Consider the following 25,778-nt stretch of genomic DNA (forward strand, 5'->3'; position numbering starts at 1 on the left):
ACTTTTTAGATTATCACTTTGGAGCAAAGACACTGAACTTTAAGAATGTTGCTAAGTGTTTTCGGTTTATGCCCCGTTATGGCATACTAAGAGGCGATTTTTTGTAAATCGCAAGTAGGGTGGTACCGCGAGCAATAACTTCTCGTCCCTTTTTGGGATGAGGAGTTTTTTTATTTTATCAAGTATGTGGAATATCGGCGCTCGCCCACGGAAAGCATACTAATTTTCGTGATTAACGAAAATATCGTTTAACAGAGCCAATTGATAAAATTGAAGCTTGCTGTGAAGCGGAAGCAAATGTTTTCTGCGGAGCTGAACTAAAGTGAAGCGGAAGCAAATGTTTTCTGCGGAGCTGAACGAAAGTGAAGCGGAAGCAAATAAGCCTAGGTGTATTGATTAAATTAAGGAGGAATTATTAGATGGAGTACAAAGACACGTTATTAATGCCAAAAACAGATTTCCCAATGCGTGGAAATTTACCAGTGAAGGAATTAGATGTTCAAGAAAAATGGAATGAAATGGACATATATAGAAAAGTACAAGAAAGAACAGCAGGACGTCCTTTCTTCGTATTACATGATGGCCCTCCTTATGCAAATGGTGATCTGCATATGGGACACGCATTAAACAAAGTTTTAAAAGATATGATTGTTCGATATAAATCAATGAGTGGTTTCAATGCCCCTTATGTTCCAGGCTGGGATACACATGGTTTACCGATTGAACAAGCACTTACAAATAAAGGAGTAAAACGCAAAGAAATGTCTTTAGCAGAGTTCAGAAAGCTTTGTGAAGAATATGCGTATGAACAAATTAATAACCAACGCTCTCAATTTAAGCGTCTAGGTGTGCGAGGAGATTGGGAAAATCCATATGTAACGCTAACTCCAGCTTTTGAATCTCGTCAAATCGAGGTTTTCGGTGCAATGGCGAAAAAAGGATACATTTATAAGGGTCTAAAACCGGTCTATTGGTCACCTTCAAGTGAATCTGCACTTGCTGAAGCAGAAATTGAATACCAAGATAAAAAGTCACCTTCTATCTATGTTAGCTTTGCTATAACAGAGGGAAAAGGTGTTCTTGAAGAGGGTACAAAAATAATTATTTGGACGACAACTCCTTGGACAATTCCAGCTAACTTGGCTATCTCATTGCATCCAAATGTAGAATATGCTGTAGTTAGTGCAAAAGCTTCTAAATTTGTGGTGGCAAAAGATTTAGTGGAATCTGTAGCTACAGAGCTTGGTTGGGAAGAATACTCGATAGAACGTACTGTAGTCGGGAAAGATATGGATCGACTTGTTGCCAAACATCCTTTATATGATCGAGATTCGCTTGTTATACTTGGAGAGCATGTTACAACTGAATCAGGGACAGGATGTGTTCACACAGCTCCTGGACATGGGGAAGATGACTTCTACGTTGGTAAAGCTTATGGACTAGATGTACTTTGCCCAGTAGATGATCGTGGAGTAATGACTTCAGAAGCACCAGGATTCGAAGGATTATTCTATGACACAGCAAACAAAGCAATCACAGAAGCGCTTGATGAAGTAGGGGCTCTTGAAAAACTTACATTCTTTACACATTCATATCCACATGATTGGCGTACAAAAAAACCAGTTATTTATCGTGCAACTGCACAATGGTTTGCATCAATTGAATCATTTAGAGATGAGTTATTACAAGCAATCCGTGATACATCCTTCACACCGGCTTGGGGTGAAACTAGACTTTTTAACATGATCCGCGATCGTGGAGACTGGTGTATTTCTCGTCAGCGTGTATGGGGAGTTCCTATTCCAGTATTTTACGCGGAGGATGGGGAACCAATTCTGACAGAAGAAACAATTTCTCATGTATCAAAGTTATTCCGTGAAAATGGTTCTAATATTTGGTTCCAAAAAGAAGCAAAAGAATTATTACCAGAAGGATTTACTCATCCTAGAAGTCCAAATGGTATCTTTACGAAGGAAACTGATATTATGGACGTTTGGTTTGATTCTGGTTCAACACATCAAGGTGTGTTAGAAGAACGTGATGATTTAGTTTTCCCAGCAGATTTGTATTTAGAAGGTTCTGACCAATATCGTGGTTGGTTTAACTCTTCCTTAATCACAAGCACTGCAATGTTTGGGCACGCTCCGTACAAAGGTTTACTAAGTCATGGATTTACGTTAGATGGAAATGGACGTAAAATGAGTAAATCACTTGGAAACGTTATCGTACCTGCCAAAGTTATTAACCAACTTGGAGCAGATATCGTTCGATTATGGGTTGCTTCTGTGGATTATACTGCTGACGTACGTGTATCTGATGCTATATTTAAACAAGTATCTGAAGTATATCGTAAAATTCGTAATACATTCCGATTCTTGCACGGTAATGTTAGTGATTTCCATCCTGTTAATGACCGTGTCGAATTTAAAGATCTTCGTGAAGTAGATCAATATATGTACATGAAATTACAAGAAGTTATTAAAACAGTAGAAGCAGCATATGAGCGTTATGATTTTGCAAGCGTTTATCATATTGTTAATAATTTTGTTTCGAGCGAGCTAAGTTCCTTCTACTTAGATATTGCAAAAGATGTTGTATATATTTATGGACAAGATCATACAGATCGTCGTGCTATGCAAACGGTAATGTATGATACACTTCTCGCATTATTGAAGTTGATGACACCGATTTTACCTCATACTACAGATGAGCTATGGGCTTATTTAGAAAATGAAACAGAAGAAAGCATTCAGCTTACAGATATGCCAGAAGCTGTCGAGTATCCGGAGTTCGAAGCATTGTCTGCTAAATGGGATAAAATTATGGAATTACGTGATGATGTGTTAAAAGCACTTGAGGAAGCTCGAAATGCAAAAACAATCGGTAAATCATTAGAAGCAAAAGTAACATTGTTTGTAAAAGATGAATTTAAACCGTTGTTTGACACAGATGCTATTGATTTTGCTCAATTATTCATTGTTTCTCAATTTACACTTGGTGGTGTTAAACAAGATGCACCAGAAAATAGTTTAGCTCTTGAAAATGCTTCCGTATTAGTTGAAAAAGCTAATGGTGAGAAATGTGAGCGTTGCTGGACAATTTCTGAAACAGTTGGAGCGAATGAAAAACATTCAACTTTATGTACTCGCTGTGCGGATGTAATAGAAAAACATTATATCTAATTTAGTGAATGTGGTCCGAATTAAGTAGGGCCACATTTTTTGTTCCTGCTCTTTTACTTAGGATTACTTTGTATGGTAAACTAGTGTAGATTCTGATAACTATTTTTAGTAGGGTTTCAAACACTCGAATAAATATTGTTACTGCCTTTGGAAGAAGTCAAAGATTATTTTGAGGAATATATTGAGCGAACTCATGTCTGCTTGATGAATGCCAGTTAGTCATAATCGAAGCTATTAGGCTAGTTTCCTTAACTCATCTTGACGAAGATACGCCAAGGTGAATTTGATATTGGGGGAAATAATGTGTGGAAATTTTATGGACTTGCTGCATTTGTTATTGCGCTTGATCAGTGGACAAAATGGCTGATTGTAAAAAATATGGTTCTTCATGACCGAATCTCTATATTAGATCCTTATTTTGAATTACTTTCTCATCGAAATCGTGGTGCCGCATGGGGAATGTTACAAGGACAAATGGGTTTATTTACAATAATCACGATTATCGTAATTATTGCGATTATTTATTATTTTCATAAAGAAGCTAAAGGAAAGCCAATGTTTCAGGTTGGTTTAATGTTGTTACTAGGTGGAGCGATTGGGAATTTTATCGATCGTGTTTGGAGAAACGAAGTAGTTGATTTTGTCCATGTGTTAATACCAATTATTAATTATGATTTCCCTATTTTTAATATCGCTGATGCTTCATTAACAATAGGTGTTGTAATTATTATATTATTCATTTTAAAAGAAGAACGAGCTGGAAAGAAAAAGGTGAAGTAATGGAAGATTTAACTTTTATAATAGAAAAAGAACAAGCAAAAGAGCGTATTGATAAAGCTATTGCATCTTATGAAACAGAATGGTCACGTACACAGATTCAAAACTTTATAAAAGAAGGACATGTACTCGTAAATAACGAAGCAGCCAAATCAAATTATAAAGTGAAGGAAGGCGACGTTATTGTCGTTGCACCTCCCGAAGCAATTGAGCTTGATATTGTTGCGGAGGACCTGAATTTAGAAGTTGTATATGAAGATGAAGATGTGCTTGTTGTTTATAAGCCACGTGGAATGGTTGTTCATCCAGCACCAGGACATATTAGTGGTACGCTTGTAAATGGTCTAATGCATCAAATAAAAGATTTATCCGGTATCAATGGCGTTATGCGTCCTGGGATTGTGCACAGGATTGATAAAGATACAACGGGATTATTAATGGTTGCGAAAAATGACGTAGCTCATGTTTCGTTAGTTGATCAATTAGTGAAGAAAACAGTTACTCGAAAATATATTGCCCTCGTGCATGGTCGTATTCCACATGATAAAGGGACAATTGATGCACCTATCGGTAGAGATAAAAAGGAACGACAAAGTATGGCAGTAGTGGACAATGGTAAACATGCTGTTACACATTTTCGGGTATTAGAACGTTTTGATAAATTTACATTGGTCGAGTGCCAATTAGAAACTGGAAGAACACATCAAATTCGTGTGCATATGAAGTATATTGGTTATCCTCTAGCAGGAGATCCAAAGTACGGACCAAAGAAGACAATCGATTTTAATGGTCAAGTTTTACATGCTGGATTACTAGGATTTATTCAACCTAAAACTGGTGAATATTTAGAGTTTTCTTATCCACTTCCAGAGGATTTCTCAAATTTATTACAAGATTTAAGAAAACAATCATTGATTAAAGAAGATTAATGCTTTATACTAATTTCAAATGAATAGTTTCACCTTTAATAACGGTCCAGAGAGGCTGAGAAGGTACATGTGAAAGTGATTAACACTAGAAGTTTGCGGACTTTTTTGGTGTAATTACTATAATTTATTGCGCACATACAACCTCTTGGGCATCTCTGCTCAAGAGGTTTTTTATTTTGTCAATATAGGAGGGAAATAATGGCGGAGAAAGCTAGTATTTTAGATGAACAATCAATTAATAGAGCACTCACACGAATTGCACACGAAATTATTGAACGCAACAAAGGAATTGAGGAATGTATATTAGTTGGAATAAAAACTAGAGGTGCTTTTTTAGCAGAGAGATTAGCGAAGAAAATTGAAATTATTGAAGGTAAAGCTATTAAAACGGGAGAGCTTGATATTACGCTATATAGGGATGATTTATCTCTAAAAAATGACTCAAATGAGCCACTCGTCCAACAAGTAGATATTACGCATGATGTAACAAATAAAAAAGTTATTTTAGTAGATGATGTGTTATACACGGGAAGAACGGTTCGCGCAGCTATGGATGCTGTTATGGATTTAGGTAGGCCAGCTCAAATTCAACTTGCTGTTTTAATAGATAGAGGACACCGAGAGTTGCCGATAAGAGCGGATTATGTTGGAAAAAATATTCCAACATCAAGCAATGAACGTATTGTTGTAAAAGTAATAGAAACAGATGAAATGGATGCAGTTACAATTTTTGAATAAGAAATCTTTTGGAAAAGGTAGGAATAATCCATGTCAAATGCAGTTTTAGATGTTCATGAAAAGCCATCAGGTGGCCAGTTAATTACATTAAGCTTCCAGCATATGTTTGCGATGTTCGGCTCCACTATACTAGTTCCACAGTTAGTCGGATTAAGTCCAGCAATTGCTTTACTTACAAGTGGTATTGCAACAATTTTCTTCTTAATGATTACAAAGTTTCAAGTACCCGCATATTTGGGTTCATCCTTTGCTTTTATTGCTCCAATTATATTAGCTACAAAAGTAGGTGGTGTTGGTAGTGCAATGATAGGCGGAATGTTCGTCGGTATCACTTACGGTATTGTTGCACTCATTATTTGGAAGAGTGGTTATAAGTGGATTATGAAGCTATTACCACCGATCGTTGTAGGTCCGGTTATTATGGTAATTGGTCTTGGTATTGCTGGTGTAGCGGTTGATATGGCAATGAATGTAGATGGTGTCTATAACTTTAAGCACTTCTCAGCAGCTCTAGTAACTTTATTCACTGCAATCTTCTGTACAATTTACTTTAAAAATATTCTAAGTACAATGCCGATCTTAATCGGTTTAATCGTTGGTTACATATACTCTGCAGCAATCGGAATAATAGATTACACAGCAGTAAGTAAACATGATTGGATTGAAATCCCACCATTCTTAATTCCCGGTGTAGATTATGATTTCGTTATTACTTCAAAATTACTATTAGTCATGGTGCCAATTGTTATCGTAACAATCTCTGAGCATATCGGACATCAATTAGTACTTGGGAAAGTAGTAAATCGTGATTTTATTAAAGAGCCTGGTTTACATCGTTCTTTATTAGGTGATGGTTTCGGTACATTTATCAGTTCTTTAATCGGTGGTCCTCCAAAAACAACATACGGTGAAAACATTGGTGTGTTAGCTATTACTCGCGTATATAGTGTATATGTAATTTTTGGTGCTGCAGTAGTCGCAATTGCAATTTCATTTTTAGGGAAAGTGATGGCAGTCATCGCTACTATCCCAACAGCAGTACTTGGTGGAGTGTCCATTCTCCTTTTCGGAATAATCGCATCAAGTGGTCTTCGTATGTTAGTTGAAAACAATATTGACTTTGGAAATAATCGTAATTTAGTAATTGCTTCAGTTATATTAGTAATCGGAATCGGCGGAGCAAAGTTTGTTGTATCTGAATCATTAAGTATCGAAGGTATGGCTTTAGCCGCAATCATTGGGGTTATATTAAACCTAGTATTGCCAGGAAGAAAAGATGGAAAAATAGCAGGTATGGATCAAACTGAATAAATGACCTTTTAAATAGTTGTCCAGAGAGTCAACGAAAGGTTCGGCAAGATGAGTAAATGGTACTTAGAAAAGTAACCTTTACTTGTGCATGCAAAAAACGGACCTTTTCGAGAATTATCGATAAGGTCCATTTTTTTGCAGAAAGAGGGGGATATAGATGAAAAACTTAGTATCAATGAAAGATTTATCTGTAGAACAAATAATGGCTATTTTAAAACAAGCACAATTATTCCAAGAGGGTGCGAGTTCGCAATTAGAACAAAATTATACAATGGCGAATATGTTCTTTGAACCTAGCACTCGAACTAAAATGAGCTTTGAAATGGCAGAAAGAAAGTTAAATTTAAATGTACTCCCCTTCGAAGCTGGATTTTCCAGTACATTAAAAGGCGAAACACTATATGACACCGTGAAAGTTTTAGAATCAATCGGAATAGATGCATTAGTGATAAGACATGAACAAAATAACTATTTTGAATCGCTGATTGGAAAAGTAAAACCTGCCATCATTAATGGCGGTGACGGAACAGGAAATCATCCAACTCAAAGCCTCCTTGATATTTATACAATATGGCAAGAGTTTGGAACGTTAGAAAATATAGTGATAAGTATTGTTGGTGATATTGGACATAGCCGTGTTGCAAGATCCAATGCCGATGCACTTACAAGACTTGGAGCGAAAGTACATTTTGTATGTCCTCCTAAATGGCAAGGGGAGTTTGAAGCAAATAACGACTTTGACGAAGTAATTGATGCGAGTGACGTCATTATGATGTTAAGAGTTCAACATGAAAGACATGATGGAGTATCTACCTTCTCAAAGGCAGAATATCACAATGCCTTTGGATTGACAGAAGAAAGAGAAAAAAGAATGAAGGATAATGCAATTATCATGCATCCTGGTCCTTTTAATAGAGACGTTGAAATTGCGAGCGAATTAATAGAATGCGATCGTTCAAGAATTTTCAAGCAAATGGAAAATGGTGTTTACATCCGTATGGCAATCATTGAAATGATTTTGAAAGGGAGAGAATAGAATGACAAAAATTATTCATAACGTTCAAATAGTTAACAATGTAGGAGAACTTGAGATTACTTCCGTTGTCATACAAGAAGGAAAAATTACTAAAATTGATGCGAATGCATCAGTAGTTGGAGCACAGGCAATTGACGGGAAAGGAATGCTTCTTTCTCCAGGATTTATTGATGTGCACGTACATTTACGCGAGCCAGGTGGCGAACAAAAAGAAACAATCGAAACTGGAACAAAAGCTGCAGCAAAAGGTGGATATACGACAATCTGTGCAATGCCAAATACAAGACCGGTACCCGATACAGCTGAAAATTTCTCCCATGTTTTAGATTTAATAAAGGAAAATGCACTTATTCGAGTACTTCCATATGCATCGATTACAATTCGCCAAGCTGGAAAAGAAAGAACAAATATTGAAGCGCTAAAACAATTAGGGGCATTTGCTCTAACAGATGATGGGGTAGGAGTACAAGCTGCCGGCACTATGTTAGAAGCAATGGAAGAAGCAGCAAAACTTAGTATACCAGTTGTTGCTCATTGTGAAGACAATACGTTAATTTATGGTGGTGTAATGCATAAGGGAAAAAGAAACGAGGAGCTTGGTTTAAAGGGTATCCCTTCTGTTTCAGAATCAGTACATATTGCCCGAGATATTTTACTCGCAGAAGCTGCTGGAGCTCATTACCATGTTTGTCATGTAAGTACGAAAGAATCTGTCCGTGTAATACGAGATGCAAAAAAAGCAGGAATACATGTAACAGCAGAGGTAAGTCCCCATCACTTATTGCTTTGTGAAGATGATATACCATCCAATGATGCAAACTGGAAAATGAATCCTCCGCTCAGAGGAAAAGAAGATATGCTTGCTTTACGTGAAGGATTATTAGACGGAACTTTAGATTTCATTGCAACGGATCATGCGCCACATACAGAGGAAGAAAAAGCAACAGGATTTGAAAAGGCACCATTTGGAATTGTCGGTTTAGAAACAGCGTTCCCACTTTTATATACACACTTCGTGAAAAGTGGTAAGTGGACTTTAAAACAACTATTAGAATATTTAACGACTAAACCATCTGAAGTTTTCGGATTTGAATTTGGAAAATTAGAAATCGGAGCACCGGCAGACCTAGTTTTAATTGATTTAGAAAAAGAACAAGCAATCGAAAAAGGAGCATTTTTATCAAAAGGTAAAAACACACCATTTAACGGTTGGGTTTGCTCAGGCTGGCCGCAAGTTACCATTTATAACGGAGAAATCGTATGGCAGGAGGAAAAAGCATGAAAACGAGATATTTAATATTAGAAGACGGCACTGTATTTAAGGGTAATGCATTTGGAAGTGAAGAAGGAACAATCGGTGAGGTTATCTTCACTACCGCAATGACCGGCTATCAGGAATCGATCTCGGACCCTTCCAACTGTGGTCAAATATTAACGTTTACGTATCCAATGGTGGGTAACTATGGGGTGAATCCTGATGATTTTGAAGCAATTCAAATTGGTCTATCTGGAGTAATTGTAAGAGAGCTTGCGGAGCAACCTTCTAATTTCAGAAGTACTAGTACATTAAGTGAATTTTTAGAAGCAAAAAATGTACCTGGAATTGAAGGAATTGATACGAGAAAGTTAACACGTATTATACGCAAACACGGATCTTTAAAAGGTCGACTTACAAAAGCTGGAGAAGAAGTGAATGTGGATGAAGCAATCGAAACATTGAAAGCTACCGAAATTGCAAAAAACGTAGTTGAACAGGTTTCCATCACTCGTCCATATCCAAGTCCTGGGCGCGGAAAAAGAGTTGTACTTGTAGACTTTGGTATGAAGCACGGTATTTTAAGAGAATTAAATAAGCGTGATTGTGATATCATCGTCGTACCTTATAATACATCAGCAAAAGATATTTTAGGAATGGTCCCAGATGGTGTAATGCTTTCAAATGGACCAGGAGATCCAACAGATATCCCAGAAGTAGTAGAAATGGTCAAAGGAATTATCGGAAAGGTTCCGATTTTTGGGGTATGTCTTGGTCATCAGCTTATTTCACTAGCAAGTGGTGCTAAATCTTTTAAGTTGAAATTTGGCCATCGTGGAGGCAATCATCCAGTGAAGGATTTAACTACTGGGAGAACAGAACTAACTTCTCAAAATCATGGATATGCAATTGATGCAGATTCCATTGCAAATACAGACTTGGAAATTACACATATTGCTTTAAATGACGGTACTGTGGAAGGGGTACGACATAAGAAATTCCCTGTATTTTGTGTTCAATTCCATCCAGAGGGGTCTTCAGGTCCAGAAGATTCTACCCACTTATTTGATCAGTTTATCGAATTAATGATGCTAGAAAGCAAAAAGGAGAATTCACATGCCTAAACGTAAAGATATAGAAACAATATTAGTAATTGGTTCAGGTCCGATTATCATAGGTCAAGCTGCTGAATTTGATTATGCTGGTACGCAAGCATGTATTTCATTAAGAGAAGAAGGATATCGCGTCATTCTTGTGAACTCTAATCCCGCAACGATTATGACTGATACTGAAATCGCAGATAAAGTATATATTGAACCAATCACATTACCATTCGTGAGTAAGATTATTCGAAAAGAACGTCCAGATGCCATTCTACCAACCCTAGGTGGGCAAACTGGCTTGAATATGGCGATTGCCCTTGATGAATCAGGTATATTAGATGAATTAGGAATCGAAATTTTAGGTACGAAACTAGAAGCAATTCATAAGGCAGAGGATCGTGATTTATTTCGAACATTAATGAACGAATTAGGTGAACCCGTCCCGGAAAGTGATATCATTCATAATTTGGATGAAGCGAAAGTTTTTGTTGAACGAATTGGATATCCTGTAATCGTGCGACCTGCTTTCACACTTGGAGGAACTGGCGGTGGTATTTGCCACAACGATACAGAATTAGTGGAAATCGTTACAAGTGGTTTAAAATACAGTCCTGTAACCCAGTGTTTACTTGAAAAATCCATTGCAGGCTTTAAGGAAATTGAATACGAGGTAATGAGAGATTCTGCGGATAACGCAATCGTAGTATGTAATATGGAAAACGTTGATGCAGTTGGTATTCATACTGGTGACTCTATTGTTGTTGCACCAACTCAAACATTATCTGATCGTGAAAACCAAATGCTTCGAAATGTTTCCCTTAAAATAATTCGTGCGTTAAAAATTGAAGGTGGTTGTAATGTGCAATTAGCACTCGATCCACATAGCTTCAACTATTATATTATCGAAGTTAACCCACGTGTAAGCCGATCTTCAGCGCTTGCATCTAAAGCAACTGGTTATCCAATTGCTAAACTTGCAGCGAAAATAGCAGTAGGTTTAACGCTAGATGAAATGATGAACCCTGTAACAGAAAAAACTTATGCATGCTTTGAGCCAGCACTAGACTATATTGTTGCTAAAATTCCAAGATGGCCATTTGATAAATTTGAATCTGCCAAACGTAATCTGGGCACTCAAATGAAAGCAACTGGTGAGGTAATGTCTTTAGGACGAACATTCGAAGAAGCTATACTAAAATCAGTGCGATCCCTTGAAACTGGACATTTCCATTTAGAAATGAAAAACAGTGAGTCTATAACGGATGAATGGATGAAAAAGCGTATTCGCCGCGCAGGAGATGAGCGTTTATTCTTCATAGGAGAAGCGCTTCGTCGCGGTGTATCAGTGGAGCAAATTCACGAATGGAGCCAAATAGATGTATTTTTCTTAAACAAACTTCAAAACATCGTTCAATTCGAGAAAGTAATCCAATCAAATCCATTTGACCGGGATGTATTATACAAAGCGAAACGAATGGGCTTTGCAGACAAAACAATTGCAAAATATTGGGATGTAAAAGAAATCGACGTATATAATTTGAAGAAAGAACACGGAATAGTACCAGTGTACAAAATGGTAGATACTTGTGCAGGAGAGTTTGAATCAGAAACTCCTTATTTTTATGGAACATATGAAGAAGAAAATGAATCTATCCGAACAGATAAAGAAAGTGTCATCGTGTTAGGCTCTGGTCCAATTCGTATTGGCCAAGGGGTGGAATTTGACTATGCAACGGTGCATTCTGTTTGGGCGATTAAAGAAGCGGGATATGAAGCGATTATTATCAATAATAATCCAGAGACAGTTTCAACAGATTTCTCTATCTCGGACAAATTATACTTCGAACCATTAACTATAGAAGACGTTATGCATATTATAGATTTGGAGCAGCCAAAAGGGGTAGTTGTCCAGTTTGGTGGACAAACTGCAATAAATCTAGCGGAAGCGCTAGAAGAAAGAGGAGTAAAAATTCTAGGTACAACTCTAGAAGATATTGACCGTGCTGAAAATCGTAACAAGTTTGAAGCTGCTCTTCACGAAATAGGTATTCCTCAACCACTTGGAAAAACTGCAGTTTCAGTAGAAGAAGCAGTAGTGATTGCTGAAGAAATTGGGTACCCAGTATTAGTAAGACCATCTTACGTACTTGGCGGTCGTGCAATGCAAATCGTCTATAACGAGGATGAAATTAAACATTATATGGAACATGCAGTAGAAGCAAGTCCTGAAAAACCCGTGTTAATCGACCGTTACTTAACTGGAACAGAAGTGGAAGTTGATGCAATTTGTGATGGTGAAAATGTATTAATTCCAGGAATTATGGAGCATATTGAACGCGCAGGAGTTCACTCTGGAGACTCAATCGCAGTATATCCACCACAAAAATTATCGCAAAAACATATCGATATTTTAGTGGATTACACAACTCGTCTCGCGAAAGGTTTAAAAATTGTTGGGTTGATGAACATTCAATATGTCATTTCAAAAGATGAAGTATACGTGATTGAAGTAAACCCACGCTCCAGCCGTACAGTTCCATTCTTGAGTAAGATTACGTCGATTCCAATGGCGAATATTGCAACAAAAGCAGTATTAGGGCAATCGATAATAGAACAAGGATACACACCAGGACTTGCTCCAAATAGTCCAGGTGTATATGTAAAAGTTCCTGTCTTCAGTTTTGCAAAATTACGCAGAGTAGATATTACGCTTGGACCAGAAATGAAATCTACTGGGGAAGTAATGGGGAAAGATATTACCTTAGAAAAAGCTTTGTATAAAGGTCTAGTAGCTGCAGGAATGGAAATTAAAGATCATGGTTCCGTTTTAATGACTATTTCAGATAAAGATAAGGAAGAAGCAACGGAGATAGCAAAACGATTCAATAACATTGGCTTCCGCATCATTGCTACACAAGGAACGGCAGAAGCAATTCAAAAAGTTGGTATCCCAGTTGACGTCGTTGATAAAATTGGATCTAAAGGAACTACCTTGTTAGAAGTTATTCAAAAAGGAAATGCCCAATTTGTTATTAACACTCTAACAAAAGGCATGCAACCGGAACGAGACGGCTTCCGTATCAGAAGAGAGTCTGTGGAAAATGGCATTCCATGTTTAACTTCTTTAGATACTGCTGAGGCGATGCTACGAGTGATTGAATCCATGACTTTTTCTACAGAGACGATGAAACATCAGGAGGTTCGTGCATGATTAGACAAGGACAAATGCAAGTAGTGAAACAGAGTGAAATTGCTACGAACATTTTTGAACTAACATTAAATGGACAGCATGTACTCGATATGAATCAGCCTGGGCAATTTGTCCATATACGTGTGTCTGATCAAATGGAACCTTTACTAAGAAGACCAATTAGTATTTCCTCTATTAATAAAGAAACATTGGAATTTACAATGATTTACCGTGCAGATGGAAGAGGAACAACCCTCCTATCTGAAAAAAAACTAGGGGACCAAGTAGATGTACTTGGACCCCTTGGTAACGGTTTTCCTATTGATAGAGTAGAGGCTGGCCAAAAAGCTCTTCTCGTTGGGGGAGGAATTGGAGTACCACCATTATATGAGCTTTCGAAGAGACTTGTTGGAAAAGGAGTAAAGCCAATTCACGTTCTAGGCTTTCAATCGAAAGATGTTGTCTTTTACGAAAAGCAATTTAATGAACTAGGTGAAACGGTCATTGTAACAGCAGATGGCAGTTATGGTCATGCAGGATTTGTTACAAGTGTGTTAGAAAATTTGGAAGAAGATTTCTCTGTATATTATAGCTGTGGTCCAACACCAATGCTTACAGCACTTGAAAAAATGTATCCGGAAAAAGAAGGATATTTATCTTTTGAACAACGAATGGGTTGTGGAATTGGTGCTTGCTTTGCGTGTGTTTGTGAAACAACAAAAAGTACAGAAGCTGATTATGTGAAAGTGTGTTCAGATGGTCCAGTTTTCAAGTCAGGAGTGGTTCGCGTATGAATAGATTAGCAGTTGAATTGCCAGGACTTTCATTGAAAAACCCAATTATGCCAGCTTCCGGTTGTTTTGGATTTGGGAAAGAGTATGCACAATTGTATGAATTGTCTAAGCTTGGAGCGATTATGATTAAAGCAACAACGCTTGAGACAAGACTAGGAAATCCAACTCCACGAGTGGCTGAAACACCTGCTGGAATGCTAAATGCCATTGGGTTACAAAATCCAGGGCTTTCAAAAGTGATGCAAAATGAACTTCCATGGTTAGAGCAATTTGATGTACCAATAATTGCAAATGTTGCTGGCACATTAACGGAAGATTATGTTGCTGTTGCAGAGGCAATTTCAAAAGCACCTAATGTACATGCTCTTGAGTTAAATATCTCGTGTCCAAATGTGAAGCAAGGTGGAATTACTTTTGGTACAGATTCAATAGTTGCAGAAGAATTAACTAAAGCTGTTAAGGCAGTTTCTTCCGTCCCTGTTTATGTAAAGTTATCACCAAATGTTACTAACGTAAATGACATTGCAAAAGCAGTAGAAGCAGGTGGAGCTGATGGTATTACGATGATTAATACATTACTTGGTATGCGATTAGATACGAAAACAGGGAGACCTGTCATTGCAAATATTACTGGCGGATTATCCGGTCCAGCTATTAAACCAGTTGCTCTTCGAATGGTATACGATGTTGCAAAACAAGTATCGATTCCAATTATCGGAATGGGCGGAATCTCTACAATCGATGATGTAATAGATTTCCTATCAGCAGGTGCTAGTGCAGTAGCAGTGGGAACTGCAAACTTTGTTGATCCATTTATATGTCCGAATTTAATTGATCAGCTGCCAAAAAGATTAGATGAACTTGGAATTAACACTGTGTCAGATTTAGTTGGAAGGAGCCATCGATTATGAAAAACAGTCCAATTATCGCATTAGATTTTGCTTCTTCAGAAGATGTATATCAATTTTTATCACCATTCGAACAGTCACTATTTGTAAAAGTTGGTATGGAGCTTTATTTACAAGAAGGGCCTTCTATTGTTTATAAACTGAAAGAAATGGGACATGATGTATTCCTTGATTTGAAATTGCATGATATACCAAATACGGTAGGTCAAGCGATGAAAGGGTTAGCACGGTTAGGAGCAGACTTAGTAAATGTGCATGCAGCTGGTGGAAAAGAAATGATGATTGCTGCTAAAGAAGGTTTAGAAGCAGGAACAGCAGCTGGCAAGAAAAGACCTTCTATTATTGCTGTAACACAACTAACATCTACCTCCGAACAACAAATGCAAAAAGAACAACTTATTCATAAGACGATTGAAGAGTCCGTCATTCACTATGCAAATTTAGCAAAAAGTGCTCGCTTAGACGGAGTCGTTTGCTCGGTACTAGAAGCGAAAAAAATTGCGGAAGTATGTGGTAATGAATTCTTACGTGTAACTCCAGGAATTCGATTAGCAGAAGGAGATGCACACGATCAAGTCCGAGTTGCTACTCCAGTAAACGCTAGGAAACTAGGCTCATCTCATATTGTCGTAGGTCGTGCAATCACAAAAGCCGAAAATCCAGTTCAAGCTTATGAAAATATTTTAAAAATGTGGGAGGAACACGCATGACTTTAGAAAATAAAATAGCAAAAGCTCTACTTCAAGTAGGAGCGGTTGAATTAAAACCAAATGATCTTTTCACATGGGCTTCCGGTATTAAATCACCAATTTACTGTGATAATAGAATTACGATGTCATCTCCTGCCATTCGTAAAGAAATTGCACAAGGATTAGCAGAAGCAATCGAGAAAAACTTTCCAGGTACAGAAGCTGTAGCAGGAACTGCAACAGCAGGAATTCCACACGCTGCATGGGTAAGTGATGTACTAGAACTGCCAATGATGTATGTTCGTTCGAAAGCCAAAGAACATGGTCGTGGCAATCAAATCGAAGGTAAGGTTATCGCTGGACAAAAAGTAGTTGTTATTGAAGATTTAATTTCTACTGGCGGAAGCAGTTTGATTGCAGTAGAAGCACTTCAAAAAGAAGGATTAGAAGTACTTGGCGTAGTGAGCATATTTACATACGGACTTCCAAAAGCTGAAGAGTCATTCAAAGAAGCGGGCATCTCATTTGTGAGCTTAACGAATTACGATGCTTTAACGAATGCAGCAAAAGAGGTAGGAACAATTACAGAAGCAGATCTTCCAATGCTATCTAAATGGCATAATGATTTGAAAGAAGGATTATTGAAATAATAGATGAGAAAAGGCATTCACTAGTCAACAAGTGAATGTCTTTTTTAAAAGATAAGAAAGTATATGGTGTATCATCCGGTGAACCCAATATTTAGATTTTCTGAGAAACTCAGAAGTTTTCTTTGAGCACCTATAGCGTTATTAGATTATTTTTAAACATTTAAAGGAATATACATATAATTTGGCGAAGGAAAGTAGTAGTTTCAAATAGTTTATTTTGAGGAGAGTGTACAATTGAATCCATTTGTTTTTGCATGTATTTCGCCTCATGGAGGGGAATTAATACCAGAATTAAAGGGAAGCAATCCTAACAGAATGTCGGCAACACGCAACAGTTTGATAAGGATAGGCGAAGGGATGGAGAAGGCTAAGCCAGATGTTCTAATTGTTCTTACTCCACATGGTACTCGAATTAATGGTCAATTTTCAATTTCAGACTCTGAAAGAATGGAGGGAACAGTTGAAGAGAATGATTCCTCGTTTATGATGATGAGGGGTGTTGATAGACATCTTGCAAAGTGCATTTCGGAGGAGGCTACTTTAGCAGGAATTCCAACAGGTACTATAAACTACGGAACTGCATCAGGACCAATCTCATGCTTACCTTTAGACTGGGGAGCGATTGTACCTCTTCGATTTATGCCAAATGTTCCAATCGTAGTCATTACTCCTTCTAGAGATATTTCCTATGAAACGCATTTGGAGTTTGGTAAAGTACTAGGAAAAGTTGTCCATGCATCAAAAAAGAGGATAGGGCTAATTGCAAGTTGTGACTGGTCACATGCACATGATGAAGCAGGTCCATATGGATATGATCCTGCAGCAAAAATGTTAGATGAAGATGTTGTAACATTGATGAAACAAAACCAACTTGAAAAAATGGTTGAGTTTGATGCTGACTTTGTAGAAGCGGCAAAACCGGACGGTATTTGGCAAACTCTAATTTTAGCAGGTGCTATACCGCAAGAAGAACGTAAGATAGAATTTTTATCATATGAGGCTCCGACATATTTTGGATTGATATGTGCCATAATAATTTGATGTTTTAATACACAATTCGAATATGTATTGGTAACCCTTATTTTTATTGGTATAACTGTATTTGTACATTAAATACTCCTTTTGCAAAAAGAGCCTGGAAATCCTTGCTCTTTTTATTTTTCTATTTACAACCTTCTCATAGTAACTTTTAGAAATAACTTCTGTAATAATAAAGCACTGCTGCAATTGCTATGATGGTGTAAGCCAAGGATGTAAAGAAAGCAATATTAGGTGAAAACTCAAACTTTTGGCTCTCCATTCTAATACCTGTGGAACCTTGAATGGACATATGCAAGTGGCGAGAACCAAAACCACCCTTAGAAGTAAAAAACCTAATAATAATGGTAACTGCTAATCCGATAAAAAATGAATAGTCCAAGAATTTTGTATGTGTGAAAAACGATATTCCAAAACTCAAACTTAATAGTACTAATAAAGTTATAACGATGTTTATTAATCTTCGTTTCATATTGACTAGTTCTCCTTTTTGATTCTAGTAATTTATCTAAATATATATACGGATAAATACACAATTAGTTTCGCGAATATTCTGTTCTTTTGTTCAACTTATCTGTCCAAGTTGTTGAATGTAAAAATAAACCTTCCTTTGCAAAGGTCGCCTCATTTATGCTTATACTACTTTAATGTGTTATTACAAAATGGAACCCACTACGCTCCCATTGTTTATACAATGATTGTCTGCAACTCGCCGCTCCCTCGAACTTCTTTTTCTATCTTCATCTAAAAAAACAACGATCATACTTAAGACACATAAAATTACTGTTTCGAGATTGCCAAGAGCATTTTAGGGTAATATATGAAGACATTGAATAAAATAAGATATAATCGGTATTTTATACATAGCAAAAGGGGAAATAACATGTTTAGACGTAAAACAGCTCGCATCAAAACTGAAAATGGTATTGCTGAACTTAAAGCAATTGCAATAGGTGGTGTGCAGCAGTGGATTTCTATTAGAGGAGAAGATAAAAGGATGCCAGTCTTGCTCTTTTTACATGGGGGTCCAGGAACAAGTCAGATGGCACTTATTGGTGATTATCAGGAGGAGTTAGAAAAACATTTCATCGTTGTCAACTGGGATCAAAGGGGAGCAGGTTTGTCCTATACAAAACAAGTCACCAAAGAATCAATGACAATTAAGCAATTTTTAAATGACACTATTGAATTAACCAACTATTTGAGAAAAGAGTTCCAGCAGGAGAAAATATATATAGTAGGGCACTCATGGGGAACAATATTAGGATTACTCGCGATAAACGAACATCCTGAATTATATCATCATTATTTTGGGGTATCTCAAGTATTAAGTATGAGCAAGGTAGAAGAACTCTCCTATCGATTGATATTAGAAAAAGCAAGAAAACACAATCATCGGAAAGCAATTATCCAGCTAACAGAGATGGGAAAACCACCTTGGACTAGCTTGAAATACAATAGAATCCACCAAAAGTATTTAGAAATATTTAAAAGTGGAATTTCTCGTGATGGAATACTGTTGAAAACCTTTGTGAAAAAAATGTTCAAAAGCAGTGAATATACATTTTTAGATATGATTCGTTTCATTAAAGGGCAATATTTTAGCAATAAAAATCTTATGGATGAAGTGAGAAGTCTAGATTTAAGTGAAATAATCCGAATTGTGAAAGTTCCAATTACGCTTATGGTAGGAAGACATGATTTAACTACACCCGCTGAACCAACGAAAATTTGGTTTGATTTACTTCAAGCGAAAGATAAAGAATGGGTTTGGTTTGAGCATTCCGCTCACTCTCCACTGTTTGAGGAGAATCAAAAGTTCATTGATTTAGTATTAGCAAAAGCAGGAAGTCAATAGAAGAAAATGAATGAAATTGTCAAAAAAATAAGCAATGCTCGTATTAACAAGCATTGCTTACTTATTATTTCGTATAGTTATCAAAATACCCTTGTATAAAGATAATAGGTGTTCCTTTATCTCCACTTCCAGAAGTTAAATCAGATAGAGAGCCGATTAAATCTGTAAGCTTTCTAGGTGTTGTTCCTTGTGCTTCCATTGCTCCAACAAGGTCTTCATTTTTATTCGTAATGTATTGCGCCACTGCTTGTTGAAGTTCTTCGCCTCTTAAATGAGCAAAGTTATTATCAGCTAGATATTTTAATTTTATTTCATTTGGTGTGCCATCAAGACCAGCTGTATATGCTGGTGAAACTACAGGATCTGCAAGTTCCCAAATTTTCCCTACAGGATCTTTGAATGCTCCATCTCCATAAATCATCACTTCTATATTTTTGCCTGTTTTTTCTTTTAACATCTGCTGAATATTATCTACGATAGGTTGACAATTACGTGGGAAAAGTTTCACACTATCTTCAGTAGATTTATTTGAACCTAATAGACCGTATGCTTCATTAAATCCACTGCCATCAATTGACTCTGATAATATGTTATCAAGGCTGAAGATTTTATCTCCACCATTTGCTTTTAATATTCTCTTCGTTCTAAATCTTGTATGTATATCACATGTAAGAACGTTTTTTGTATAATCTAAAATAGTTTTAGGGTTATTGGAGAATATAACTTCACATTCCACACCATATTCTTCAATTAGTGATTTATAATAATCGATATAGTCAACACCAGTGAATGGATGATTGTTATATCCAAAATGATCACGGAATTGTTTTTCTGTTAACACATCTGTCCAAGGATTAACTCCTTTTTCATCAAGCATATCTAAATCCACTAAGTGATTACCAACTTCATCAGATGGATAGCTAAGCATTAAAACGATTTTTTTAGCGCCTTTTGCAATACCACGTAGACAAATTGCAAAACGATTACGACTTAAAATAGGGAAAATGACGCCAATTGTATCTTCTCCGAATTTAGCGCTCACGTCTTTCGCAATATTATCAATTGTAGCGTAATTCCCTTGCGCACGAGCAACGATTGACTCAGTTACTGTAACGATGTTTTGATCTTGAAAATGGAAACCTTCTACTTCTGCTGCTTTTAATACGCTATCTACTACGATTTCTTCAATTTTGTCTCCTTGATTGATGATTGGACAACGAAGACCTCTTACAACTGTTCCAACTACTCTTTCCAATATAATCGCTCCTTACAAGCTTAAAAGTGTATATATATTTCGTAACTACTTGTACTATACATTGTTTTAGTGGTATAAGTAAAATGAATATACATAATGGTGGGTATAAGGAGAGCTTATATGATAAGTAAATTAGATTTGTATAAAGTATTTTGTAAGGTAGGTAAAAGTGAAAGTTTTTCTAAGGCCGCAAAAGAGCTCTATATGACACAGCCTGCTGTCAGTCAAGCAATCATGCAATTAGAAAGAGAACTAGATATACGTCTCTTTAATAGAACACCTAAAGGAGTATCTTTAACCAATGAAGGGAAACTATTATTTGAGTATGCTAATTCTGCATTAAATTTAATCCATGTAGGAGAAGAGAAAATTTTAGAGTCTAAGAATTTAACTACGGGTGAATTAACGATAGGAGTAGGGGATACGATATCAAAATACTTTCTTCTACCATATTTAGAAGCATTTCATAACAAGTATCCTAATATAAAATTCAAGATTGTGAACGGTACTACATTAGAGTTGTGTGCTATCTTAAAATCCGGAACTGTAGATATTGCTATCTGTAATTTTCCCATTGATGACCCAACATTAGAACTAATTCCGTGTATTGAAGTTCAAGACATTTTTGTTTGCGGAGAAAAATATAAACATTTTTTATCATGGCCAATAAAATTAGATGAATTAGTTAAACTTCCATTAATTTTATTAGAACAAAAATCAATTTCTAGAAAATATGTCGATGAATATTTATTAGATAGAGGCATTAAAATCGCACCGGAATTTGAATTAGGCTCTCATGACCTTTTGTTGGAATTTGCTAAAATAAATTTAGGGATAGCATGTGTGACGAAAGAATTTTCTCAAGATTATCTAAATAAAGGATTACTATATGAAGTAAAAATGGTAGAAGAAATACCGAGTAGAAATATTGGTGTGTGTTTTTTGAAAAGTGTTTCTCTATCCCCAGCTTCCACGAAATTTGTAGAAATAATAGAAAATAAATAGCTATGACAATAAAATCTTATGACATTAATATGAAAAAGCTTGAACTGGTTACCTTTCAAAATGGTACTAGTTCAAGTTTTTTTTAGACTATCTACTTGATAAACACATATTTTTCAACATCTATTTCTCTAACTTCATAAAAGCGAATCAGTAAAATGAATCTTTTCTTTCTTTTGAAATTGCAATAGAGAAAATTATTCCAGTGATTCTGTTTTATTGAATAAAAAAAATAAAAAAAGAACATGCTTGGTTCAGATGGGATTACCTACTAAAGGAGGAATGAATATGGCAGTTAATAAAAACGGATTATCACGGCGCGACTTTCTGAAGACGACAGGTATTGCCACAGGTGCTCTTGTTGGTGGGGGGATTATTGGTGGCCTTGTCGGGTACAACGTCAACAAGCCAGGAGGGAAAGTTGAACATACCGAGACGCACGGTGGCGGTGGTGGAAACGCTGCAACACAAGATATAAACCGAGGATTAATGTTTTTCACAAATCAAAACGAATTCCATGTACTTTCACAGGCAGTAGAAAGAATTTTTCCAGAAGATGATCTTGGTCCAGGTGCGATTGGTTTAGGAGTTCCTTATTTTATAGATAACCAGTTAGCTGGAAATTACGGAAGCAATGCAAAAGAGTATATGCAAGGACCTTTTTTTCCTGGTGAACCTACACAAGGCTATCAAAGTCGATTAACACGTGCACAAATATTTAGACAAGGAATTGCAAAAATGGATGAAGAAGCACAAAAACGATTTAAAAAAGGATTTGGTGAATTGGATGGGAAGCAAATGGATCAAATTTTAACTTCTTTCCAAAAAAATGAAATAAATATGAAAGGTGTTACATCGCAGTTTTTCTTTAAACTCCTTCGCTCATCAACGCTTGAAGGCGCCTACGCAGATCCAATATATAACGGCAATGTGAATATGGATGGATGGCGCATGAAGGGATTTCCGGGTCATCAAATGGCGTATATTAATGTAATTGAAGATGAGAAGTATCAAAAAATTGAACCACAATCGATTAGTAGCATGCAGCACTAAGGAGGGAAATATGAATGGCAAAGACATTAAATAAAGTGGACGTTGTTACAGTTGGTGTCGGATGGGCTGGAGGTATCATCGGTGCTGAATGTGCAAAGGCTGGCTTGAAAGTGCTTGGTCTTGAAAGAGGAAAGAAAAGAGGTACAGAGGACTTTTTGTTAGTGCACGATGAGTATCGTTATGCTATAAGATATGATTTGATGCAGGATTTGTCCAAAGAGACGATTACGTTTAGAAACACTCGAAAACAAAGAGCTCTTCCGATGAGACAAATGGGATCGTTTCTATTAGGTGAAGGTCTTGGTGGGTCGGGTACGCATTGGAATGGAATGACATATCGTTTCCTTCCTTATGATTTTCAAATAAAAACACAAACAGAAAAGAAATACGGAAAGAATAAGTTACCTCCGGAGTATCTAATACAAGATTGGGGGATAACTTATGACGAGTTGGAACCTTATTTTGACAAATTTGAAAAGACAGCAGGAATATCAGGGGATGATAAAAACCCGTTTGCGGGAAAACGTACCTCTGCTTTTCCAACACCTCCAATGAAACGAACACCAATATTAAAAAAATTTGAAGCAGCGGCAACAAAACTTGGGTATCACCCTTTTATGGTCCCTTCTGCAAATTTGTCAGAGGCTTACGTAAATCCTGATGGCTCATCAATTGCTCAATGCCAATATTGTGGTTTTTGTGAAAGATTTGGTTGCGAGTATGGTGCTAAATCATCTCCTGAAGTTACTGTTATACCGACTGCTATGAAAACAGGTAAATATGATGTTCAATTTCATGCGAATGTTATCGAAATAATGAAATCAGGAAACAAAGTAACTGGCGTAAAATATGTAGATACTCAAACTGGCGAAGAATTTATCCAGCCAGCAGATGTTGTTGTATTAACTAGTTATGTCCTGAATAATGCTAAGCTTTTGATGGTTTCAAAAATTGGAGAGCAATATAATCCGGACACTGGGAAAGGTACACTTGGGAAAAATTATGGATACCAAATTGAACCAGGTACTTCTGGGTTTTTTGATGAACAAATGAACGTATTTATGGGTGCAGGTGCTTTAGGAATGACAATAGACGATTTTAATGGTGATAACTTCGATCATTCTAACCTTGATTTTATTCACGGAGCAAGTATATCCCTCACGCAATCTGGGAGTCGTCCTATATTAACAAATCCAGTTCCATCAGATGTTCCGGTATGGGGTGCAGAATTTAAAAAAGCATCTATCGAAAATTACTCTCGAACATTATCTGTTTTTGGACAAGGGGCATCAATGCCTCACAAAGAAAACTATATGACTCTAGATTCAAGTTACAAAGATGTTTATGGTGTTCCTCTTCTTCAGTTGACATACAACTTTACTGAACAAGACCGTAAACTTCATGAATACATTACGAAAAGAACAGCAGAAATAATGAAGGATATGGGTGCTAAAAAGGTGGAAGCTGGAAGTCCCATTACTAATTATGATATCGTTCCGTATCAATCGACGCATAATACAGGTGGAACGATAATGGGTGCTAGTCCAGACAATAGTGTTGTGAATAATTATTTACAACACTGGGATGCCGAAAACCTTTTTGTAGTTGGTGCTGGTAACTTTGCACACAATGGTGGTTATAACCCAACTGCAACTGTTGGGGCACTTGCATATCGCGCTGCTGAAGGTATTGTGAAGTACAGAAAAAGTGGAGGTTCGCTCGTTTAATTAGAAAAGGAGGCATTTTGATGGGTTTATCAAGTATCGGTATACCTGGTTTAATCATTATATTGGTTATTATTTTAGTATTATTCGGCCCAAGGAAACTCCCCGAAATTGGATCAGCTGTAGGTAAAACACTCGCTGAATTTAAGAAATCAACTCGGGAGATCATGGAAGATGAAACAGTCACTAAGAACATAGAGAAAATTGAGAAGAAAGAGATTGAATAGATAGCAGGTGATGAAATGGATCCATACGGAGATCATAATCGTAAAATCTTAAGTCCTCTAGATAAAGTTATAGAGGAACAGGGAGAAACACTTAAAATAGATGTATTAAAAGATAATGACTTTCAACCAAAGGATATAATAGATACAAAGGTGCCAGTGATTGATTTTAACGTCACGTCCCTTGTTGAGCATCTTACGGATTTAAGAAAACAGCTTATTAAAGGATCTGCTGTGTTTCTAGTATTTTTCTTAGCCGTATTTGCATCCATTAATTTATGGTTCCCTTACGTCACACGTGGTCATCAGTTAATGATTCTAGGTCCACTGGAAGTCGTTAAATTTTATATGTCCATTTCAGTGGCATTAGCATTTGGATTGTCCTTGCCTTTTCTTTGTCATTTTCTATGGCAATTTGTGAAGCCTGGTTTAAATGAAAGGGAAAGTCGTTTTCTTAGTTTTTTTTCTCCTATTATGCTACTGCTATTTATAGGTGGAGTATCATTTGGATACTTTATTGTTAACCCACTTAGTTATCACTTTCTTGTCTCCCTTGGAGCTATGAATTTTACAATTATGGTGTCCGCTCAAGAATATGTTAAATTTTTGCTGATGACAACAATGCCTATTGGTATAATTTTTGAATTGCCAATTGTTACGCTATTTTTAGCGACGATTGGATTGTTAACTGCAGAGTCGATGAGAAAAGTGAGGAAATGGTCGTATCTTGCTATCGGTATTATTTCAGCTTTAATTACACCTCCAGATTTTGTGAGTCAGCTAATCGTATTGATACCAATGGCTTTGCTTTATGAAGCAAGTATTCATGTGGTTATTTATGCGGAAAAAAGAAGTATTACTACAAAACAAAAAACCGAAACCCAACAATAGGGTTTCGGTTTCAAACTGTAGACAAACGCTAAAGTATTTTGCTTTTAAAAAATACTTTCTTTCCGCTGGGAGCAATGAGCCACCTCCAACTCTATCGCTTAAGGATATTGAAAAAATGATCATCCGATTCCCCAAAAGAATAAGAAAGTATATATATTTTTCTGCCATGAA

At 36.6% G+C, this 25,778-nt stretch carries 22 protein-coding genes and 1 other annotated feature (1 of these 23 cut by a window edge); of the genes, 20 read left to right on the forward strand and 2 right to left on the reverse strand.

The window, feature by feature from the left end:
* Positions 1-153, forward strand: a binding site (T-box leader) (it extends 75 nt beyond the left edge of the window).
* A 266-nt stretch (positions 154-419) separates the two neighbouring features.
* From ileS to ACFVR1_RS01545, 14 genes are all read left to right on the forward strand, one after another.
* Positions 420-3,182, forward strand: coding sequence for an isoleucine--tRNA ligase (gene ileS / locus ACFVR1_RS01480; protein ID WP_387579410.1), 2,763 nt, complete (start codon positions 420-422; stop codon positions 3,180-3,182).
* Positions 3,183-3,485: 303 nt separating this feature from the next.
* Entirely contained in the window at positions 3,486-3,962 is a 477-nt protein-coding gene (lspA, locus tag ACFVR1_RS01485) for a signal peptidase II (RefSeq protein ID WP_387579412.1), read from the forward strand.
* The gene (locus ACFVR1_RS01490) at positions 3,962-4,888 is read left to right on the forward strand and encodes an RluA family pseudouridine synthase (RefSeq protein ID WP_387579415.1); all 927 of its coding nucleotides are present in this window, start codon (positions 3,962-3,964) and stop codon (positions 4,886-4,888) included. The genes lspA and ACFVR1_RS01490 overlap by 1 nt, the downstream gene beginning before the upstream one ends.
* Positions 4,889-5,086: 198 nt before the next feature.
* Positions 5,087-5,626, forward strand: a complete 540-nt coding sequence (gene pyrR / locus ACFVR1_RS01495; RefSeq protein WP_387579418.1) for a bifunctional pyr operon transcriptional regulator/uracil phosphoribosyltransferase PyrR — start codon at positions 5,087-5,089, stop codon at positions 5,624-5,626.
* A 30-nt stretch (positions 5,627-5,656) separates the two neighbouring features.
* Positions 5,657-6,937: a uracil-xanthine permease family protein gene (locus ACFVR1_RS01500; protein WP_387579421.1), complete on the forward strand. Its 1,281-nt coding sequence runs from the start codon at positions 5,657-5,659 to the stop codon at positions 6,935-6,937.
* Between the two features lie 157 nt (positions 6,938-7,094).
* Positions 7,095-7,973, forward strand: coding sequence for an aspartate carbamoyltransferase catalytic subunit (locus ACFVR1_RS01505; RefSeq protein ID WP_387579423.1), 879 nt, complete (start codon positions 7,095-7,097; stop codon positions 7,971-7,973).
* A 1-nt stretch (position 7,974) separates the two neighbouring features.
* Positions 7,975-9,255, forward strand: coding sequence for a dihydroorotase (locus tag ACFVR1_RS01510; RefSeq protein ID WP_387579426.1), 1,281 nt, complete (start codon positions 7,975-7,977; stop codon positions 9,253-9,255).
* Positions 9,252-10,352: a carbamoyl phosphate synthase small subunit gene (locus ACFVR1_RS01515; RefSeq protein ID WP_387579429.1), complete on the forward strand. Its 1,101-nt coding sequence runs from the start codon at positions 9,252-9,254 to the stop codon at positions 10,350-10,352. Before ACFVR1_RS01510 ends, ACFVR1_RS01515 begins: the two co-directional genes overlap by 4 nt.
* Positions 10,345-13,542, forward strand: coding sequence for a carbamoyl-phosphate synthase large subunit (carB, locus tag ACFVR1_RS01520; RefSeq protein ID WP_387579431.1), 3,198 nt, complete (start codon positions 10,345-10,347; stop codon positions 13,540-13,542). Before ACFVR1_RS01515 ends, carB begins: the two co-directional genes overlap by 8 nt.
* Positions 13,539-14,315, forward strand: a complete 777-nt coding sequence (locus ACFVR1_RS01525; RefSeq protein ID WP_387579434.1) for a dihydroorotate dehydrogenase electron transfer subunit — start codon at positions 13,539-13,541, stop codon at positions 14,313-14,315. The genes carB and ACFVR1_RS01525 overlap by 4 nt, the downstream gene beginning before the upstream one ends.
* Entirely contained in the window at positions 14,312-15,226 is a 915-nt protein-coding gene (locus ACFVR1_RS01530) for a dihydroorotate dehydrogenase (RefSeq protein ID WP_387579436.1), read from the forward strand. The genes ACFVR1_RS01525 and ACFVR1_RS01530 overlap by 4 nt, the downstream gene beginning before the upstream one ends.
* Positions 15,223-15,933 carry an orotidine-5'-phosphate decarboxylase gene (pyrF, locus tag ACFVR1_RS01535; protein ID WP_387579438.1) on the forward strand — a complete coding sequence of 237 codons (711 nt, stop codon included), beginning with the start codon at positions 15,223-15,225 and terminating at the stop codon, positions 15,931-15,933. Before ACFVR1_RS01530 ends, pyrF begins: the two co-directional genes overlap by 4 nt.
* Positions 15,930-16,562, forward strand: a complete 633-nt coding sequence (gene pyrE / locus ACFVR1_RS01540; RefSeq protein ID WP_387579441.1) for an orotate phosphoribosyltransferase — start codon at positions 15,930-15,932, stop codon at positions 16,560-16,562. Before pyrF ends, pyrE begins: the two co-directional genes overlap by 4 nt.
* 234 nt (positions 16,563-16,796) lie before the next feature.
* Positions 16,797-17,603 (forward strand): DODA-type extradiol aromatic ring-opening family dioxygenase, encoded by an 807-nt coding sequence (locus ACFVR1_RS01545; protein ID WP_387579444.1) that lies wholly within the window; start codon positions 16,797-16,799, stop codon positions 17,601-17,603.
* 148 nt (positions 17,604-17,751) lie between these two features.
* Here the strand turns inward: ACFVR1_RS01545 and ACFVR1_RS01550 are convergent, their stop codons facing one another.
* On the reverse strand, positions 17,752-18,072 hold the full coding sequence (locus ACFVR1_RS01550) for a hypothetical protein (protein WP_387579446.1): 321 nt from the start codon (positions 18,070-18,072) through the stop codon (positions 17,752-17,754).
* A gap of 411 nt (positions 18,073-18,483) precedes the next feature.
* Here ACFVR1_RS01550 and ACFVR1_RS01555 point away from each other — a divergent pair, with 411 nt between their 5' ends.
* On the forward strand, positions 18,484-19,458 hold the full coding sequence (locus ACFVR1_RS01555; protein ID WP_387579449.1) for an alpha/beta fold hydrolase: 975 nt from the start codon (positions 18,484-18,486) through the stop codon (positions 19,456-19,458).
* Positions 19,459-19,522: 64 nt separating this feature from the next.
* Here the strand turns inward: ACFVR1_RS01555 and ACFVR1_RS01560 are convergent, their stop codons facing one another.
* Positions 19,523-20,713 (reverse strand): coenzyme F420-0:L-glutamate ligase, encoded by a 1,191-nt coding sequence (locus ACFVR1_RS01560; protein ID WP_387579452.1) that lies wholly within the window; start codon positions 20,711-20,713, stop codon positions 19,523-19,525.
* A gap of 120 nt (positions 20,714-20,833) precedes the next feature.
* Between ACFVR1_RS01560 and ACFVR1_RS01565 the strand changes: the two genes are divergently transcribed.
* The 5 genes from ACFVR1_RS01565 to tatC all read left to right on the forward strand — a co-directional run bounded on the left by ACFVR1_RS01565 (position 20,834) and on the right by tatC (position 25,607).
* Complete coding sequence (locus ACFVR1_RS01565) at positions 20,834-21,718, forward strand: LysR family transcriptional regulator (protein ID WP_387579454.1); 885 nt, start codon at positions 20,834-20,836, stop codon at positions 21,716-21,718.
* A 285-nt stretch (positions 21,719-22,003) separates the two neighbouring features.
* Positions 22,004-22,768, forward strand: a complete 765-nt coding sequence (locus tag ACFVR1_RS01570) for a gluconate 2-dehydrogenase subunit 3 family protein (RefSeq protein WP_387579457.1) — start codon at positions 22,004-22,006, stop codon at positions 22,766-22,768.
* A gap of 14 nt (positions 22,769-22,782) precedes the next feature.
* Positions 22,783-24,495, forward strand: coding sequence for a GMC family oxidoreductase (locus ACFVR1_RS01575; protein ID WP_387579460.1), 1,713 nt, complete (start codon positions 22,783-22,785; stop codon positions 24,493-24,495).
* 17 nt (positions 24,496-24,512) lie between these two features.
* Entirely contained in the window at positions 24,513-24,719 is a 207-nt protein-coding gene (gene tatA, locus ACFVR1_RS01580) for a twin-arginine translocase TatA/TatE family subunit (RefSeq protein WP_387579462.1), read from the forward strand.
* A 15-nt stretch (positions 24,720-24,734) separates the two neighbouring features.
* Positions 24,735-25,607, forward strand: coding sequence for a twin-arginine translocase subunit TatC (gene tatC / locus ACFVR1_RS01585; protein ID WP_387579465.1), 873 nt, complete (start codon positions 24,735-24,737; stop codon positions 25,605-25,607).
* The last annotated feature ends 171 nt before the right edge of the window (positions 25,608-25,778 follow it).

The sequence above is a fragment of the Psychrobacillus sp. NPDC058041 genome (assembly GCF_042885655.1).
GTDB lineage: Bacteria > Bacillota > Bacilli > Bacillales_A > Planococcaceae > Psychrobacillus.